This window comes from Leifsonia poae (assembly GCF_020009625.1).
Lineage (GTDB): Bacteria > Actinomycetota > Actinomycetes > Actinomycetales > Microbacteriaceae > Leifsonia > Leifsonia poae_A.
In genome coordinates, this window is sequence record NZ_JAIHLP010000002.1 from 2,614,697 (window position 1) to 2,630,389 (window position 15,693).

At 68.6% G+C, this 15,693-nt stretch carries 12 protein-coding genes and 1 pseudogene; 7 read left to right on the top strand and 6 right to left on the bottom strand.

What is annotated here, in order from left to right:
- Positions 1–5: 5 nt before the first annotated feature.
- The gene (locus K5L49_RS13265) at positions 6–902 is read right to left on the bottom strand and encodes a LysR family transcriptional regulator (protein WP_223693424.1); all 897 of its coding nucleotides are present in this window, start codon (positions 900–902) and stop codon (positions 6–8) included.
- 157 nt (positions 903–1,059) lie between these two features.
- Between K5L49_RS13265 and K5L49_RS13270 the strand changes: the two genes are divergently transcribed.
- From K5L49_RS13270 to K5L49_RS13280, 3 genes are all read left to right on the top strand, one after another.
- Positions 1,060–4,680 (top strand): proline dehydrogenase family protein, encoded by a 3,621-nt coding sequence (locus K5L49_RS13270; RefSeq protein WP_223693426.1) that lies wholly within the window; start codon positions 1,060–1,062, stop codon positions 4,678–4,680.
- 39 nt (positions 4,681–4,719) lie between these two features.
- On the top strand, positions 4,720–5,547 hold the full coding sequence (locus K5L49_RS13275) for an aldo/keto reductase (protein WP_223693427.1): 828 nt from the start codon (positions 4,720–4,722) through the stop codon (positions 5,545–5,547).
- 146 nt (positions 5,548–5,693) lie between these two features.
- Positions 5,694–6,698, top strand: a complete 1,005-nt coding sequence (locus K5L49_RS13280) for a hypothetical protein (RefSeq protein ID WP_223693429.1) — start codon at positions 5,694–5,696, stop codon at positions 6,696–6,698.
- A gap of 77 nt (positions 6,699–6,775) precedes the next feature.
- On the opposite strand, the gene K5L49_RS13285 is transcribed toward K5L49_RS13280, so the two are convergent.
- The 5 genes from K5L49_RS13285 to K5L49_RS13310 form a co-directional block, all read right to left on the bottom strand.
- Positions 6,776–7,153 carry a GntR family transcriptional regulator gene (locus K5L49_RS13285; protein WP_223693431.1) on the bottom strand — a complete coding sequence of 126 codons (378 nt, stop codon included), beginning with the start codon at positions 7,151–7,153 and terminating at the stop codon, positions 6,776–6,778.
- Complete coding sequence (locus tag K5L49_RS20505; RefSeq protein WP_308116550.1) at positions 7,150–8,793, bottom strand: sensor histidine kinase; 1,644 nt, start codon at positions 8,791–8,793, stop codon at positions 7,150–7,152. The genes K5L49_RS13285 and K5L49_RS20505 overlap by 4 nt, the downstream gene beginning before the upstream one ends.
- A gap of 19 nt (positions 8,794–8,812) precedes the next feature.
- Positions 8,813–9,427, bottom strand: coding sequence for a response regulator transcription factor (locus tag K5L49_RS20510; RefSeq protein WP_223693432.1), 615 nt, complete (start codon positions 9,425–9,427; stop codon positions 8,813–8,815).
- Positions 9,428–9,627: 200 nt separating this feature from the next.
- The gene (locus K5L49_RS13305; protein WP_223693434.1) at positions 9,628–10,206 is read right to left on the bottom strand and encodes a sugar O-acetyltransferase; all 579 of its coding nucleotides are present in this window, start codon (positions 10,204–10,206) and stop codon (positions 9,628–9,630) included.
- A gap of 111 nt (positions 10,207–10,317) precedes the next feature.
- On the bottom strand, positions 10,318–10,755 hold the full coding sequence (locus tag K5L49_RS13310) for an Lrp/AsnC family transcriptional regulator (protein WP_223693436.1): 438 nt from the start codon (positions 10,753–10,755) through the stop codon (positions 10,318–10,320).
- 220 nt (positions 10,756–10,975) lie between these two features.
- Here K5L49_RS13310 and ddaH point away from each other — a divergent pair.
- The 4 genes and pseudogenes from ddaH to K5L49_RS13330 all read left to right on the top strand — a co-directional run bounded on the left by ddaH (position 10,976) and on the right by K5L49_RS13330 (position 15,690).
- Positions 10,976–11,829 (top strand): annotated as a pseudogene (gene ddaH / locus K5L49_RS13315) (dimethylargininase).
- 11 nt (positions 11,830–11,840) lie between these two features.
- Positions 11,841–13,139, top strand: coding sequence for an ornithine--oxo-acid transaminase (gene rocD, locus K5L49_RS13320; RefSeq protein ID WP_223693437.1), 1,299 nt, complete (start codon positions 11,841–11,843; stop codon positions 13,137–13,139).
- 133 nt (positions 13,140–13,272) lie between these two features.
- Positions 13,273–14,748 (top strand): peptide MFS transporter, encoded by a 1,476-nt coding sequence (locus tag K5L49_RS13325; protein ID WP_223693439.1) that lies wholly within the window; start codon positions 13,273–13,275, stop codon positions 14,746–14,748.
- Positions 14,749–14,820: 72 nt separating this feature from the next.
- Complete coding sequence (locus tag K5L49_RS13330) at positions 14,821–15,690, top strand: LysR family transcriptional regulator (protein WP_223693440.1); 870 nt, start codon at positions 14,821–14,823, stop codon at positions 15,688–15,690.
- Positions 15,691–15,693: the final 3 nt, after the last annotated feature.

Here is a 15,693-nt window from a genome sequence, read left to right on the forward strand (position 1 = left end):
CGGCGCTAGGCGGTGGGGACGGCGCGGGCAAGCGCATCCCGGACCGCGACGAGACCGGGCCTGGCCGCGGAGGCCCGCCTCGCCGACGTGAAGATGGTGCGCTGAGGTGCGCCGGGAAGGTCGAGCAGCCGAACGCTCGGGCGCTCGCCCGCCCAGACGAGATCGGGGAGGAGCCCGACCGCGTTCCCCGAACGGATGAGCCGGATGTGGGCGATGAGGTCGGCCGTCTCGAACCGCACATCCGGTTCGAATCCGGCGGCGCGGCACAACTGCACTGCCCAGGTTCGCGCTGCTGTGCCCTGCGGCTCCATGACCCAGGGGAGAGTCTCGGTCTCCCGCAGGGAGGTCGCACGCACGCGTGCGTCGCGGTCGACGGAGGAGGCGAGACGGATGGTGTCGGTCGCCATTTCGATGCGGTCGAGGTCGGGATGGATCCCGCGGGTGCTGCCGGGGTACTGTTCGGCGATCGCGAGGTCGAAGTCGCGGGCCGACACTTCGAAGAGCCCGCGTTCCGGCTCGCGTTCGGTGACCTCGACGCGCAGGTCGGGGAACTCCTCGGCCAGGATGCTCAGCGCGCGCGGGACGATGGCGTGCGAGGCCGACTGGAACACGGCGACCCGCACCATGCCGGTCACCGTGGTGAGCGAGGCGGAGAGTTCCGCCTCGGCCTCGTCGAGAAGATCGAGGATGGTGGCGGTGTGCTCGACGAGGATCTCCGCCTGCGGCGTGAGCTGCACCCTGCGCCCCGCCTTCTCGAGCAGGCGCACGCCCGACTCCCGCTCCAGGGCGGCGAGTTGCTGTGAGACGGAGGATGGACTGTAGGAGAGGGCTTCGGCGACGCCGGTGACGGTGCCGCGCACCTTGAGCTCGCGCAGCAGGCGGAGTTTGCGCACGTCGAGCATCTCGCTCCTTTGTTCAGCTGAACCGAATGATATCGTTCGAAAACATTCGCTTTTACTAACGAAAGAATAGCCTCACACTGTTCTGCACAGGCGCAGTTCCCCACAATTCGATCGGACCTGAGGCCTCCCCCCACGAGCGAGGAATACAGTCGTGAGCATGGTCAATCACACGGATGGCGTCGAACTCCGGCCGTCGCAGCTCGCGGTCGACGCGGTCGAGTTGGTGCGCACTTGGCTCGCCGTGAGTTCGCCCGCGGATGCGACCGGTGCGAAGCCCCGGGAAGACCCCGCCGCCGCGCGACTCGCAGGCGTGCTGAAAGACCCGAACGGGCTCGATTTCGTGGTGGGCTTCGTCGACGGAGTCGCCCGCCCGCAAGACCTGTTCGTCGCCGGCTACAACCTGCAGAAGGTCGCCAAGAACATCCCCTCCTTCCTGCCGTGGTACATGCGTCTCGCCATCTGGCTGGGTGGCGTCTTCGGCCCGGTGCTGCCGTGGCTCGTCATCCCGATCGCTCGCCGTGTGCTGCGCCGGATGGTCGGGCACCTCGTGGTCGACGCGACTCCGCAGAAGCTCGGGCCGGCCATCGCGCACCTGCGCAAACCCTCCGACCCGCAGGGCCACGGCGCCCGGCTCAACCTCAACCTGCTCGGCGAGGCGGTGCTCGGCGAGAACGAGGCGGGGCGGCGACTGGAAGGTACCCGCACACTGCTGGCCCGGGATGACGTGGACTACGTCTCCATCAAGGTCTCATCGATCGCCTCGCAGCTGTCGATGTGGTCGTTCGACGAGACGGTCGAACGCGTGGTGGAACTGCTGACACCGCTCTACCAGCTCGCCGCAGCGTCGCCCACGCCCAAATTCATCAACCTCGACATGGAGGAGTATCGCGACCTCGACCTCACGGTCGCGGTGTTCGCCGGCATCCTCGGCAAACCGCAGTTCGCCGGGCTCGAGGCCGGGATCGTGCTGCAGACCTACCTGCCCGACGCCCTCGACGCTCTGCAGACCCTCACCGAGTGGGCGACGCAACGACGCATGGCCGGCGGTGCGCCCATCAAGGTCCGTGTGGTCAAGGGCGCCAATCTGGCGATGGAGCGGGTGGATGCGGCGATCCACGACTGGCCGCTCGCCACCTACGAGAGCAAGCAGGCCACCGACACCAACTACAAGCGCGTGCTCGACTGGGCACTCACCCCGGAGCACACCGCGTCTGTGAAGATCGGTGTGGCCGGGCACAACCTGTTCGACGTGGCCTTCGCCTGGCTGCTCGCCTCCCGTCGCGGCGTCACAGACCGGATCGACTTCGAGATGCTTCTCGGCATGGCGACCGCCCAGGCCGAAGCCGTGAAGAAGACCGTCGGCGCGCTGCTGCTCTACACGCCGGTGGTCGATCCGGCCGAGTTCGATGTCGCCATCTCATACCTGATCCGCCGTCTCGAGGAGAACGCGAGCCAGGAGAATTTCATGTCCGCGGTCTTCGAGCTGGAGACGAACGCGACGCTCTTCGAGCGCGAGAAGCAGCGGTTCCTGCTGTCGATCGCCGACCTCGAAGCGGATCGCAGCCCGCGCGGTGTGGCGCCGCTGCCCAACCGGCGACAGGACCGCGCGCGCGAATGGGAGGACGCCGAAGCCTTCACGCGCCCGCCCGCCGAACCGCAGAACGAGACGACGCCAGACGCCGGACTCACCAATGTCGTGCTGGGGCTGACCCGCGGGTCGGCCGGGCTCGAGACGCCGTCCGCGACAGGCTTCCGCAACGCGGCGGACACCGACCCGTCGCTTGCGGCGAACCGGGTCTGGGGGCGCAAGATCCTCCAGCGCTCGACGGCGACGGAGCTCGGACGCGAAACGATCGCGGCGGCTGCAGTGACCGACGCGACGGCGCTCGAGGCGCTCATCCGCACCGTGAAGGTGAACGGCGAGGCGTGGGGGCAGCGCAGCGGATTCGACCGCGCGGCCGTGCTCGACCGGGCCGGCCTCGCGCTCGCGGCCAACCGTGACCGCCTCATCGAGATCATGGCGGCCGAAACCGGTAAGACCATCGCGGAGGCCGACCCCGAGGTCAGCGAAGCGATCGACTTCGCCCACTACTATGCGAAACTCGCCCGCGACCTCGACACGGTTCAGGGCGCACGGTTCGTACCCTCCGCGCTCACCGTCGTCACACCGCCCTGGAATTTCCCGGTGGCGATTCCCGCCGGGTCGGTGCTCTCGGCGCTCGCCGCGGGAAGCGGCGTCATCATCAAACCGGCGCATCAGGCCAAGCGCACGGGTGCGGTGATGGTCGAAGCGCTGTGGGAGGCCGGCATCCCGCGCGAGCTGCTCGCCCTCGTGGATGTGGCCGAGAACGAACTCGGGCAGCGACTGATCGCCGACCCACGGGTCGATCGGGTGCTTCTGACCGGCGCTTACGAGACGGCCAAACTCTTCCGATCGTGGCGGGCCGACCTCCCCCTGCTCGCAGAGACCAGCGGCAAGAACGCCATCATCGTCACGCCGAGCGCGGACTACGATCTCGCCGTCTCCGACATCGTGAAGAGCGCCTTCGGGCACGCCGGGCAGAAATGCTCGGCTGCCAGCCTCGTCATCCTCGTCGGGTCGGTGGCGAGATCCGAACGGTTCCGCAACCAGCTCATCGACGCGACGACGAGCCTGCGCGTGGGTTACCCCCACGACCCGACCACGCTGATGGGGCCGCTGATCGAGCCGGCGAGCGGCAAGCTGCTGCACGCCCTCACGGCGCTGGGCGCCACCGAGGAATGGCTCGTGCAGCCCAAGCAGCTCGACGACACAGGGCGACTCTGGTCGCCCGGCGTGCGAGCGGGGGTCGCCCCGGGATCGTACTTCCACCTCACGGAGTTCTTCGGCCCGGTGCTCGGCATCATGACGGCGAAGAACCTCGACGAAGCGATCCGCTACCAGAACGCCATCGAATACGGACTCACCGCGGGGCTGCATTCGCTCGACACCGACGAGCTCGCGCACTGGCTCGACACGGTGGAGGCCGGCAACCTCTACGTGAACCGAGGCATCACCGGCGCGATCGTGCAGCGGCAACCGTTCGGCGGCTGGAAGCGCTCTTCCGTGGGCGCCGGCACGAAAGCCGGAGGCCCGAACTCTCTGATGGGACTCGGCTCATGGGAGCCCGAGACCGGCACATCGAGCGCGAGCCTCCACCTGCGCGGGCTCGACCGCAAGGTGACCCAGCTCATCGAATCCGGGCAATCTTCGATGGACTACACGGCATTCGACCTCGTGCGGCGGTCGGCGCTCAGCGACACCATCGCGGCGGCGACAGAGTTCGACACCGTCAAAGACGTGTCGGGCGTCGGTGCGGAGCGCAACCTGTTCCGCTATCGGCCCGTCCCGGTCGCCATCCGCCTCTCAGAAGGAGAAGACCTGCCGCCCCTGCTGCGGATCCTGGCCGCGGGAACGGTGGCCAAAGCCTCCTTCACCGTCAGCAGCGCGATCAAGCTACCGCGCCCGGTGCACCAGGTGCTGCGGGAGCGGGACATCCCCGTGACGATCGAAGACGACGCGAAATGGCTCGGCCGGGTCGGCTCGGGAACGGTCGGAACGCACCGCATCCGGCTCATCGGCGGAGACAAGGTCGCGCTCGCCGAAGCGCTGGGTGGCACACCCGACGTCGCGGTCTACGCCAACCCGGTCACCGCGTCGGGCCGCGTCGAAATGCTCACCTTTCTGCACGAGCAGTCGATCTCGATCACCGCGCACCGCTTCGGCAACCCGTCCCGGCTCTCCGACAGTGTCATCTGACCGGTTTCGTGCGGCCGACGCGCCCCGTAGCCTGAAAGCATGACGATCCCCTCGATAGCCCTCAACAGTGGAACCCGCATCCCCCAGATCGGCCTCGGCACCTGGCCGCTCGACGACGCAGAAGTCGAACGCGCGATCATCGAAGCGGTGACCATCGGCTACCGGCACGTCGACACGGCCGCCAAATACGGCAACGAGGTAGGCGTCGGCCGCGGAGTGCGCGCCAGCGGGATCCCCCGCGAAGAGATCTTCGTCACCACCAAACTCGACGGCGGTTACCAGGGCGACGACCGGGCCATCGCCGGGCTCGACGCCTCACTCGGCCGGCTCGGGCTGGACTATGTGGACCTGCTGCTCATCCACTGGCCGCTCCCCGAACGCAACGAATACGTGTCGACCTGGCAGACGTACGAAAAGCTCCTCGCCGCCGGCAAAACCCGCGCGATCGGCGTCTCCAACTTCAAACCGGCGCACCTCGACCGGCTGAACGCCGAAACCGGAACGGTGCCGGCGGTCAACCAGATCCAGCTCAGCCCCGCCATCACCCGGCAGGAACAACGCCGCTACGACACCGAGCACGGCATCGTCACCGAATCGTGGAGCCCGCTCGGCGCCGGAAGCGACTTGCTCGACGCACCAGTGCTCGCCGAGATCGCGCGCAAATACGAGAAGACCCCCGGTCAGGTCGTTCTCCGCTGGCATCTCGACAACGGTCTGGTGGTCATCCCCAAGACGAAGACGCCGCAGCGCCTCGCCGAAAACCTCGACGTCTTCGACTTCACCCTCGACGCCGACGACCTCGCGGCCATCGCCACTCTCGACCAGGGCGACCAGGCCGGCGTCGACTCCGACACCTCCGGACACTGACACCCCCGCGAGGACGCTGACACCCCGAGGACATTGACACCCCCGAGGACATTGACACCCCAAGGTCGCTCGCGCACCCGGCCGAGCGGGTACGGCGGCGGATGCGGCACGAACCGACGCGCGCATCCGCCCATAAACTGGGCGACATGACCCGGTCGGACACAACGGAACAGAATCCGGCCGTCCGCCACCTGCTGCTCAACCCCTGGGTGTGGGCCGCCCTCCTCCTCGCGGCCGCGACAGTACTGGTGAGCGACGACCCGCGAGTGGGCTTCCTCGCCTACCTGCTCATGCTCGCCGGTGGCTGGCTGTGCGGGTTCGGCTTCGTGAACTTGACCGGACGCATCCGGAAACGGCGGGTCGGCATGCTCGTGCACCTCACGGGGGCGGTGCTGGCCGGGCTCCTGCTCTGGCTGATGGTCACGGCGGGGGCCGACATCATCGGTGAACTGCCGCAAGCAGCGAAGGCCGCATACGTGGTCGCGCAGCTCGCGGCGGCGCCGGCGGCCGGATGGGTCTGGCTGGCGCTGATCGGACGCGTCACCACCATGCTCGGCCGCCGTTCCGCTCCGAAAGTCGCGCCGGCGCCCCCGGCATGGGAGCTCTCGACGGAGCGCTCGACGCTGCGCTTCTCCGCTGTGCCCCTGCGGATGCGCACCCTCGGGCTCATGATCGCGCTGATGGTCGTCATCGTCGGCGGGATCGGTGCCCTGCTGATGATCGCCACCGGCGACCTCGCGGAGCGCCTGGGCGCCCGCGTGGTGATCATCGCGCTCGGAATCGTGCTCGGTCTGCCCACGTACATGCTCCTTGTGTCGGCGATGCACCGTCGAACCGTGGACTGCGTGGTGTCGTTCGACTCGGATCGCCTGCGGGTGGAAGCCGGACCTGTGCGCGTCGACGTCGCCTTGAGCGAGATCGATCTCCTACTCTGGCGTTCCGACAGCGACTACGCACGAATCGAGCTCCGCAGCGGCACGACGGAGCTCTGCCTCATCGCCGGGCTTGCGCGAGCGCCGAAAGGGGTCGCACCACAGCTTCCGCCGCTTCCGAGGCACATCCGGGGGAGTCTCGAGTCCGAAAAGCTCACCGAGAGGCGGTCGCGCCGCGGCGTCACCACCTACCAGAAGCCCGAGGATGCGCGACCCTAGCCGCGTGGTGCCTTCCGGAAGCGCACCCTTCCGGAAGCGCGCCCTTCCGGAAGCGCGCCCGTGCGGAAGCGGGGCTGTCAGCCGGGCCGGCGGGCTTCGAGCGCGGCACGGGCGAGCGCGAGCGCATCCGCTGTGCTGAAGCCGAGAGTGGTGACCCGGTCCGCGAAGGCGGAGGCGGCCACGGCGGCCTCCTGAGCGGCCGGGTTCGTCGCCGCGATGAAGGTGCCGGCCCGGCCGTGGGTCGCAACGACACCCTCCTGCTCCAGTTCGCGATACGCGCGGGCGACGGTGTTCGCAGCGAGGGAGAGCGACTCTGCCAGGGCGCGAACCGTGGGGAGCCGCGTGCCGACCGCAAGCTCGCCGGTTCTCGCGGCTTCGGCGATACGTCGTCTCAGCTGCTCGAAGGGCGGTGCCGTCGACGCCGGGTCGAGGGGCCGCATCAGGGGATCCGTCATGCGCTGTCGTCCGTCCGTCCATCGAGGAGCGGGAGCACGACGGTCACGACGAGGCCACTCTCCGTCTTCGCGTTGGCCAGCACGACCCCTCCTCCGGCAGAACCGGCCAGGGCTCCCACGATCGCGAGCCCGAGCCCTCCGCCGGAGTGGGCCGTTCGCGAGGCGTCCGCCCGGGTGAACCGGTCGAGGGCGACCGGGATGAACTCGTCCGGCATCCCGGGGCCGCTGTCCCGCACCGTCAACACCACTTCGGCGTCGGTGGCGGTCAATTCGGCCGTGATGGAGCCTTCGACCGGTGCGGACGCTTCGACCGCCGCGGGTGCATCGGCGACCACGGCCGTCTCGCCTCCCGAGGATGCCCCGTCGGGCCCGGACCCGGCGGTGCCGGACCCGTCGGTGCCGGACCCGTCGGTGCCAGCCCCGGCGGTGGAGGGCGGTACCGCTATCGTGGCAGTGGCAGTGGCAGTGGCAGTGGCAGTGGCAGTGGCAGTGGCAGCGGCAGCGGCAGCGGCAGCGGCGCCGGTGATCGCGGTGACCGCGTTTCCCAGCAGATTGTCGAGGATGCGGCCGAAATCCGTGGGAGAGAGGGCGACGCTGACCCGGGGCGCGTGCCGCTCGCGGGGTCGATAGTCGAAGTCGATGGAGATCTCGGGAGCGACCCCGTCGTCACCGGCACGGGAGGCGAGCAGGCGTGCCCGGTCGATGGCGTCGGCCAGCTCATCCGTGAGGGTGCGCCAATCGGTGCGGCCGCTGGAGGGTCCGGCCTCGATGCGAGAGAGTTCGAGCAAATTGTTGGCCAGCTGGCCGAGCCGCAGTGCCGTGGCATGCGACGACCGGATGTCGGTGAGCAGCGCGTCGGCATCGCCCGAGTCGAGTTCGGCCAGCTCCAGCTGACCCCGGAGCACGGCGAGCGGTGTGCGCAGCTCATGGCTCGCATCCGACACCATCTGCCGCTCGCGGTCGGCGGAGGCGCGCAGCCGCCGGATGAGGTCGTTGAGGGTGGTGGCGAGCTCGGCCAGCTCGTCGCGGGCCGGCCCGACCGGGAGCAGACCGGTGGAGGCGACGTCGGCGATGCGTTCGGCCTGCTCGCGCATCCGACTCACCGGGCGCAACGCGGCGCGGGCGAGCAGCCAGGACGCCCCGCCGAAACCGAGCACCAGCACGCCGGCGCCCACTGAGAGCGCGGCGGTGAGACGGTCGAGGATGAGGTCGGTGGTCTCGGCGTTGCGCGCGGCGATCACCTGGATGTTCCCGGCGCTGGTGGCGACGGTGCGCACGAGCACGAGGTACTGATCGTCGCCGAGTTGCACCGTGGTCGGCTCGTCGCCGAAGCGGGTCAGCCGGGGGACCTCCGATTCGAGTGCCGCGGGCAGGGTCGAGGCGAGGACGATCCCGTGCGGGGAGACGATGGCGAGCTCCTGCCCGCCGCCGGGAAGCTCGAACGGGCCGGTGGGATTGTTCTTGAGGGCCGCGATGGGGGCGGCGACGTCGTTGTCGAGCAGGGTGACCGTGGCGTTGTGCAGGATGGCGGCCACTCCGAACCGGACCACCCCGACGGCCACGAGGCCGAAGAGAGCCGCAACGATCAAGCTGCCGATGGTGATGCGGGCGGTGATCGACAGCCGGCGCAACCAGCTCACGCGAGACCCGGTCGCGCGCTCACGGCGTCGCAGCCTCGGCGTTCTTGGCGTCCAGACGGTATCCGCGGCCGCGCTCGGTGACGATGGCGAGACCGGCGCCGGCGATCTCCAGCTTCTTGCGCAGGTAGGAGACGTATTGGTCGATCACATTGGTGCCGATGTTGTCGCTCGTTCCCCATACGGTCTCGAGGATCTCCGAACGGGCCAGCGTCTTGTCGGGGTTCGTCGCGAAGAGGCGCAGGAGAGTGAACTCGCGTCGACTGAGGGGCATCTCGTGGCCGGCGACGAGCGCGCGGTGCTCGTGCGAGTCGATGGTGAGGCGTCCGACGGTGACCTGGGGGCGCATCCCGCTGGGTTCACGGCGGAGCAGGGCGCGCACCCGGGCGGCGAGCTCGGCGAAGGCGAACGGCTTGGTGAGGTAGTCGTCGGCGCCGGAGTCGAGGCCGTGCACACGGTCTTCGATGGCATCCCGGGCGGTGAGCAGCAGGATGGGCATCGGGTTCGCGGCTTCACGGATGTGTCGGCACAGTTCGAACCCGCTCATCCCGGGCAGCATCACATCGACGGCGGCGGCCGAGAACGGCTCCCCGCGCAGGGCGATGAGCGCGTCGACACCGTTGGTGACGAGCGTCACGTCGTATCCTTCGGCGGTGAGGCCGCGCTCGACGAGGCCCCCATGTCTGGATCGTCTTCCACCACGAGCAGTTTCATGGGTTCATCGTGCCACCGTTTGCCGTGGCGGTGCTCGACGTGGGGCCCTCCGGTCTGGGTGTTTGCTGTATGTTCTCGCAGAGTGGCTTGATCTCCTCCGGTGTGCGGCGCCGCGTACGGCGACTACCAGCGCCGGATCACACCGGCTTTCGGGCCGGCCACCAGGGCCCTCTCGGGCACATCGCCGGTCACGATCGCGCCGGCGGCGACCACGGCGTCGCGGCCGATGGTGACACCGGGCAGGATCATCGCGCCCGCGCCGATCCACACGTTCTCGGCCACATCGATGGGTGCGCCGGTGAGGAATTCGTGCCGCTCCTCCGGGTCCACCGGATGACCCATCGTGATGAAGGTGGCCTTCGGGCCGACCATCACGCCGTCACCCAACCGGATGCCGGCGTAGTCGAGGAACGTGCATCCCTGATTGATGAAGACGCGTTCGCCGAGTTCGAGCCGCAGACCGTGATCCGTGTAGAACGGCGGATAGATCGTGAGCCGCGGCGGAAGGGTGCGGCCCAGGATCTTTTCGAGCAGCGCCGTCTTCCCGGTCTCGTCGTCGAAGGGCAGCACATTCAGGCGCGAGGTCAGCTCGGTGGCCTGGAGGACGCGCTCGCTCATCGCGCGGAAGTCGCGGCCGAGAACCCGTTCCCCTTGTGCGAGGAGATCGGGATCGTGGATGGGAAGGAAGTGGTCGGACGTCATCCGACCATCTTCGCCGGTGCTGCTCGCCGGGGGAACGTCTGCGTGGATCGCCGGGCGACGGGATGAGTGGGGCGACGGGACGAGTGGGCGACGGGACGAGTGAGACGATCCTCAGTCGTGACCGCGGTGGATCAGGCGCGAGAGCACGATGGCGCTGCGCGTATGGTCGACGTTGGGGGCCAGGCGCACCTTCTCGAGGGCGGCTTCGAGGCCCGGGATGTCGCGAGCGCGGATGTGGACGATCGCGTCGGCGCTGCCGGTGACGGTTCCGGCATCGACGACTTCGGGGACGGCCGAGAGGATGCGGAGCAGCTCGTCGGGGGCGACGGTGCCGCGGCAGAAGAGCTCGACATACGCTTCGGTGCTCATCCCGTCGATCGTCGGGTCGACCTGGATCGTGAAACCGCGGATCACGCCATCGGCGACGAGGCGGTCGACGCGGCGTTTCACGGCCGACGCGGACAGCCCGACGACGGAACCGATGTCGCCGTAGCCTGCGCGCGCGTTCTGGCGGAGCAGGTCGAGGATGCTGCGATCGAGATTATCCACGGCGCAAGCATACGGCGGATCGTTGCGTGGATGCTGGGTGTTACGCAGTATTCGTGCGCGACGTTTCCGTGCGCGGGGGGCGGCCGTGAACTGGCCGGTGCAGGATCGACCGTGATCGCTCGTCGCACAGAATCGCCGTCGGCGCTCCGATCTGCGGCGATTACATGCGCATAGAGATGGATACATGCTGACATTCGTGTGTGACACTATCCACATGTCGATGATTCACGAGGATCCTGAGACCCGAGAGGCTCGTCCGGTGCGCCGGTCGACCCCTCGCGCGGTGCTGATGTGCCGGCCCGAGCACTTCACCGTGGTCTACCGGATCAACCCGTGGATGGACCCGCAGGTTCCGACCGACACCGATCTCGCCGTGCGGCAATGGGAGCAGCTCTACGGCATCTACCGCGACCTCGGCTACGAGGTGCAGCTGATCGACCCCATCGACGGGCTGCCGGACATGGTTTACGCGGCGAATGGCGGATTCGTCATCGACAACATCGCGTACGGAGCCAGCTTCACCTACCCGCAACGGCAGCCCGAAGGACCGGCCTACATGAGCTGGTTCCGCGACCACGGCTTCCAGGTCGCGGTGCCGCAGAACATCAACGAAGGCGAAGGCGACTTCCTGCTCGTCGGCGACACGATCCTCGCCGGAACCGGTTTCCGCAGTGCGAGCGGCAGCCGCGAAGAACTCGGCCGGCTCTACGGGCGCGAAGTGGTGACCCTGCGTCTGATCGACCCGAGCTTCTACCACCTGGACACCGCGCTCGCCGTGCTCGACCCGACACCGGGTCAGGAGCACATCGCATACCTGCCGGGCGCTTTCGACGAGGCGAGCCTCGGCATCCTCCGCGCCCGGTACCCCGATGCGATCATCGTGAACGACGAGGATGCGGCGGTGCTCGGTCTCAACTCGTTCTCCGATGGCTACAACGTGGTCATCGCCTCCCGGGCGGCCGACTTCGAACGCCAATTGCGCGGGCACGGATACAACCCGATCGGCGTCGACCTCTCCGAACTGCTGCTCGGGGCGGCGGAGTCAAATGCTGCACCCTCGAACTGCGACGCTGAAAGGACAGCGCATGACGAACGACACCGTCGGATCGGCGGCCGGAACCGATGCGGGCACAGTGGCGCACCGCATCCACGCCGAAGCGGGGCCGGCCACACCGCGCCAGGCGGAGGCGATCGAACGGGAAGACGAGCACACCGCGCACAACTACCACCCGCTCCCCGTCGTCGTGGCCGAGGGCGACGGGGCCTGGGTGACCGACATCGACGGACGCCGCTACCTCGACTGCCTCGCCGCATACTCGGCGGTCAACTTCGGACACTCCAACCCGGTGCTGCTGGATGCGGCCCGAGCCCAGCTGGACCGCATCACCCTCACCAGTCGGGCGTTCCACAATGATCAGCTCGGCCCCTTCGTCGAGGCGCTCTCCGGCCTCGCCGGGAAAGACATGGTGTTGCCGATGAACACCGGCGCCGAGGCCGTGGAGTCAGCGATCAAAGTCGCCCGCGCCTGGGGGTACCGCGTGAAAGGCGTTCCTGACGGGTTGGCGAACATCGTCGTGATGGCCGGCAATTTCCACGGGCGCACGACGACGATCGTCAGTTTCTCAGACGACCCCTCCGCACGCGACGGGTTCGGCCCGTTCACGCCGGGATTCCGCACGGTGCCCTACGGCGATGCGACAGCGCTCGCCGCGGCCGTCGACGAGAACACCGTCGCGGTGCTGGTCGAGCCCATCCAGGGCGAGGCCGGCATCATCGTTCCCCCCGCCGGATACCTGCCCGCGGTGCGCGCACTCTGCGACGAGCGCCGGGTGCTGTTCATCGCCGACGAGATCCAATCGGGTCTCGGCCGCACCGGCGCCACGTTCGCCTGCGATCTCGTGGGTGTCGTCCCCGACCTCTATCTGCTCGGCAAGGCGCTCGGCGGGGGGATCGTGCCCGTCTCCGCGGTCGTGGGCAACCGGGACCTGCTCGGCGTGCTCCGCCCCGGCGAGCACGGTTCGACCTTCGGGGGGAACCCCCTGGCCGCCGCGGTCGGCCGGGCAGTGGTGGGGATGCTCGCGACCGGCGAGCTGCAGGAGCGGGCACGGCTGCTCGGGCAACGATTGCACGCCGGGCTGTCGCGACTGATCGGCCACGGGGTGCTCGAGGTGCGTGGAGCCGGTCTGTGGGCGGGGATCGACATCGACCCGGCGCTCGCGACCGGGCGCGAGGTGTGCGAGCTTCTGCTGGAGCGTGGACTCCTGGCGAAGGATACGCACGGTTCGACGATCCGGCTGGCACCGCCACTGGTCGTCGACCCTGCCGATCTCGACTGGGCGGTCGAACAGCTCGAGGGGGTGCTGGGCGAGCTCTCGGCGCGGTGACCCCACCCGCGCCGGATTGTGCGGATGCACGACGAACCCGCTGCCGCGCATCCGCCGTGTGCACAGACTCCCGTTGTCCACCGATTTCGGCACAACAGTTCCCTAGACCGGCACGGGGTGGAAGCATCCTGATATGACGAACACGACGGAGCGATCCGAATTCCGTGCGTCCGGGGGCGACAAAGGGTTCTTCGGGCAGCCACGGGCGCTCGCCAACATCTTCGGCGTGGAGATGTGGGAGCGCTTCTCCTTCTACGGGATGCAGGGCATCCTGCTCATCTACCTCTACTACTCCGCGGCCAAGGGCGGGCTGGGTATCGACCAGGCGACGGCGGCCGGAATCGTCGGCGCCTACGGCGGCGGGGTGTACCTCTCCACGATCCTGGGGGCGTGGCTCGCCGACCGCATGTTCGGGTCGGAGCGGGTGCTGTTCTGGAGCGCCGTCGTGATCATGGCCGGGCACATCGCCCTCGCCCTGCTGCCGGGGGTCTCGGGCGTGGTCGTGGGCTTGATCCTCGTGGCTTTCGGCAGCGGAGGTCTGAAAGCCAACGCGACGCGCATCGTCGGCACCCTCTATGACGAGCACGACCCGCGCCGGGATGCGGGGTTCTCGCTCTTCTACCTGGGCATCAACCTGGGGGCGTTCTTCGGCCCCCTCCTCACCGGGCTGCTGCAATCGACGCTCGGCTTCCACTGGGGGTTCGGGCTGGCCGCGGTGGGGATGGCCTTCGGCCTGATTCAGTACTCGTTCGGGCGCAAACGGCTTCCCGCCGCGTCGAGGGAGGTGCCGAATCCGCTGCCCGCTTCCCGGCGCCCGCTCGTGTTGGTGCTCGCCGTGGTGGCGGTGATCGTCGCCGTGGTGCTCGTCATCACCGGGGTGATCACCGCGGGCAATTTGGCGCTCATCGTGATCGGCCTGGTGGTCGTGGCGGCCGTAGCCTACTTCGTGGTCATCCTGAGCTCGAAGCGGCTCGACGGCACCGAACGCAGCCGTATCGTGGCGTTCATCCCGCTGTTCGTCGTGAACGCCGCGTTCTGGACGCTGTACCAACAGCAGTTCACCGTTCTCACGATCTACTCCGACGAACGCCTCGACCGCAACCTGTTCGGTTGGGAGTTCCCGGTCTCGTGGGTGCAGTCGATCAATCCCATCTTCATCATCATCCTGTCAGGTGTGTTCGCGGCGATCTGGACGAAGTGGGGTGACAAGCAACCGTCGACGCCTCTCAAGTTCGCGGCGGGAACGGTGGTGATGGGGTTGGCGTTCCTGCTCTTCCTCTTCTGGGTCGGTGGCGGCCCGAACAGCACGCCGCTGCTGGCGATGGTGGGCATCCTGCTGGTGTTCACGATCGCCGAGCTCCTCATCTCGCCCGTGGGGCTGTCGGCCTCGACCAAGCTCGCCCCGCACGCCTTCCAAGCGCAGATGGTGGCGCTCTACTTCCTGTCGGTCTCCCTCGGAACCGCGATGGCCGGCCAGCTTGCCAAGCTCTACGACCCGGCGACCGAGGGGGTCTACTTCGGAGTGATCGGAGGCGTCGCGATCGCGATCGGCGCGGTGCTCGCCCTGCTCAGTCCGTGGGTGCTCCGCCTCATGCGCGGGGTGCGATGAGATGGACCGGTGGGGGGCGGAGTCACCTCTGGAGCGAATGAACGACGGTCGACTCAGTCATAGAATCGCTGAATGGAACTCCGACAGCTCGAGCACTTCGTCACGGTCGCGGAAGAACGGCACTTCACGCGGGCGGCCGAATTGCTGCAGATCTCCCAGTCCGGGCTCTCCGCCTCCATCCGGTCGCTGGAGCAAGAGCTGGGAACATCCCTCTTCATCCGCAGCACCCGGCGCGTGGAGCTCACGACGGCGGGTCAAGCGCTGCTCGGCGACTCGGTGCGCACCCTCGCCAGTGCCGCGGCCGCCCGCAACGCGGTCGCCGCGGTGCGCGGCCTGGTGCGCGGGCGGCTCACGATCGGAGCCGAACCCTGCCTCGGCTCCGTCGACCTGCCGGCCGAGCTCGCCTCGTTCCGCACGGCGAACCCCGGTGTCGAGGTGCGATTGCGCTACTCGGGGTCGGTCGACCTGGTGGATGCGGTGGGCGGTGGGCGCGTGGACGTGGCGCTGGTCGTCGACACCGGCCACACGCCGGCCGGTGTGCAGCTGCGACCACTGGACACCCAAGAGATGCTGGTGCTCTGTCATCCGGGGCACCGGTTCGCGGCCCAGGGCAGCATCCGGCTCGACGAACTGCGCGGCGAACCGCTCGTCGGGTTCCAGGAAGGGTGGGGTGCGCAGGCCCTCGCCCGGCGCGCTTTCGCGGCGGCCGGTTTCGACTACCGCGCCGCGATGGAGGTGAACGATGTGCATCCGCTGCTCGACCTGGTGGGGTACAACCTCGGGGTGGCGATCGTTCCGGCGAGTTTCGCCCGAAAGCGCCCGGATCAGCTGGTGGCGGTGAGACTACTCGGCGACGTGCCGTCGTGGACGGTGGCCGTGGCGGTCTCCGATGAGCCCAGCCCGGCGGCGGGCGCCTTCCTGCGTCAGCTGCAGACGGCCTGACCC

Bases quoted from the DNA above. Each gene is read 5' to 3' on its own strand.
- K5L49_RS13325 (WP_223693439.1), top strand. From the start codon at position 13,273: ATGACGAACACGACGGAGCGATCCGAATTCCGTGCGTCCGGGGGCGAC.
- K5L49_RS13330 (WP_223693440.1), top strand. From the start codon at position 14,821: ATGGAACTCCGACAGCTCGAGCACTTCGTCACGGTCGCGGAAGAACGG.
- K5L49_RS13275 (WP_223693427.1), top strand. From the start codon at position 4,720: ATGACGATCCCCTCGATAGCCCTCAACAGTGGAACCCGCATCCCCCAG.
- K5L49_RS13280 (WP_223693429.1), top strand. From the start codon at position 5,694: ATGACCCGGTCGGACACAACGGAACAGAATCCGGCCGTCCGCCACCTG.
- rocD (WP_223693437.1), top strand. From the start codon at position 11,841: ATGACGAACGACACCGTCGGATCGGCGGCCGGAACCGATGCGGGCACA.
- K5L49_RS13305 (WP_223693434.1), bottom strand. From the start codon at position 10,206: ATGACGTCCGACCACTTCCTTCCCATCCACGATCCCGATCTCCTCGCA.
- K5L49_RS13270 (WP_223693426.1), top strand. From the start codon at position 1,060: ATGGTCAATCACACGGATGGCGTCGAACTCCGGCCGTCGCAGCTCGCG.
- K5L49_RS13265 (WP_223693424.1), bottom strand. From the start codon at position 902: ATGCTCGACGTGCGCAAACTCCGCCTGCTGCGCGAGCTCAAGGTGCGC.
- K5L49_RS13285 (WP_223693431.1), bottom strand. From the start codon at position 7,153: ATGACGGATCCCCTGATGCGGCCCCTCGACCCGGCGTCGACGGCACCG.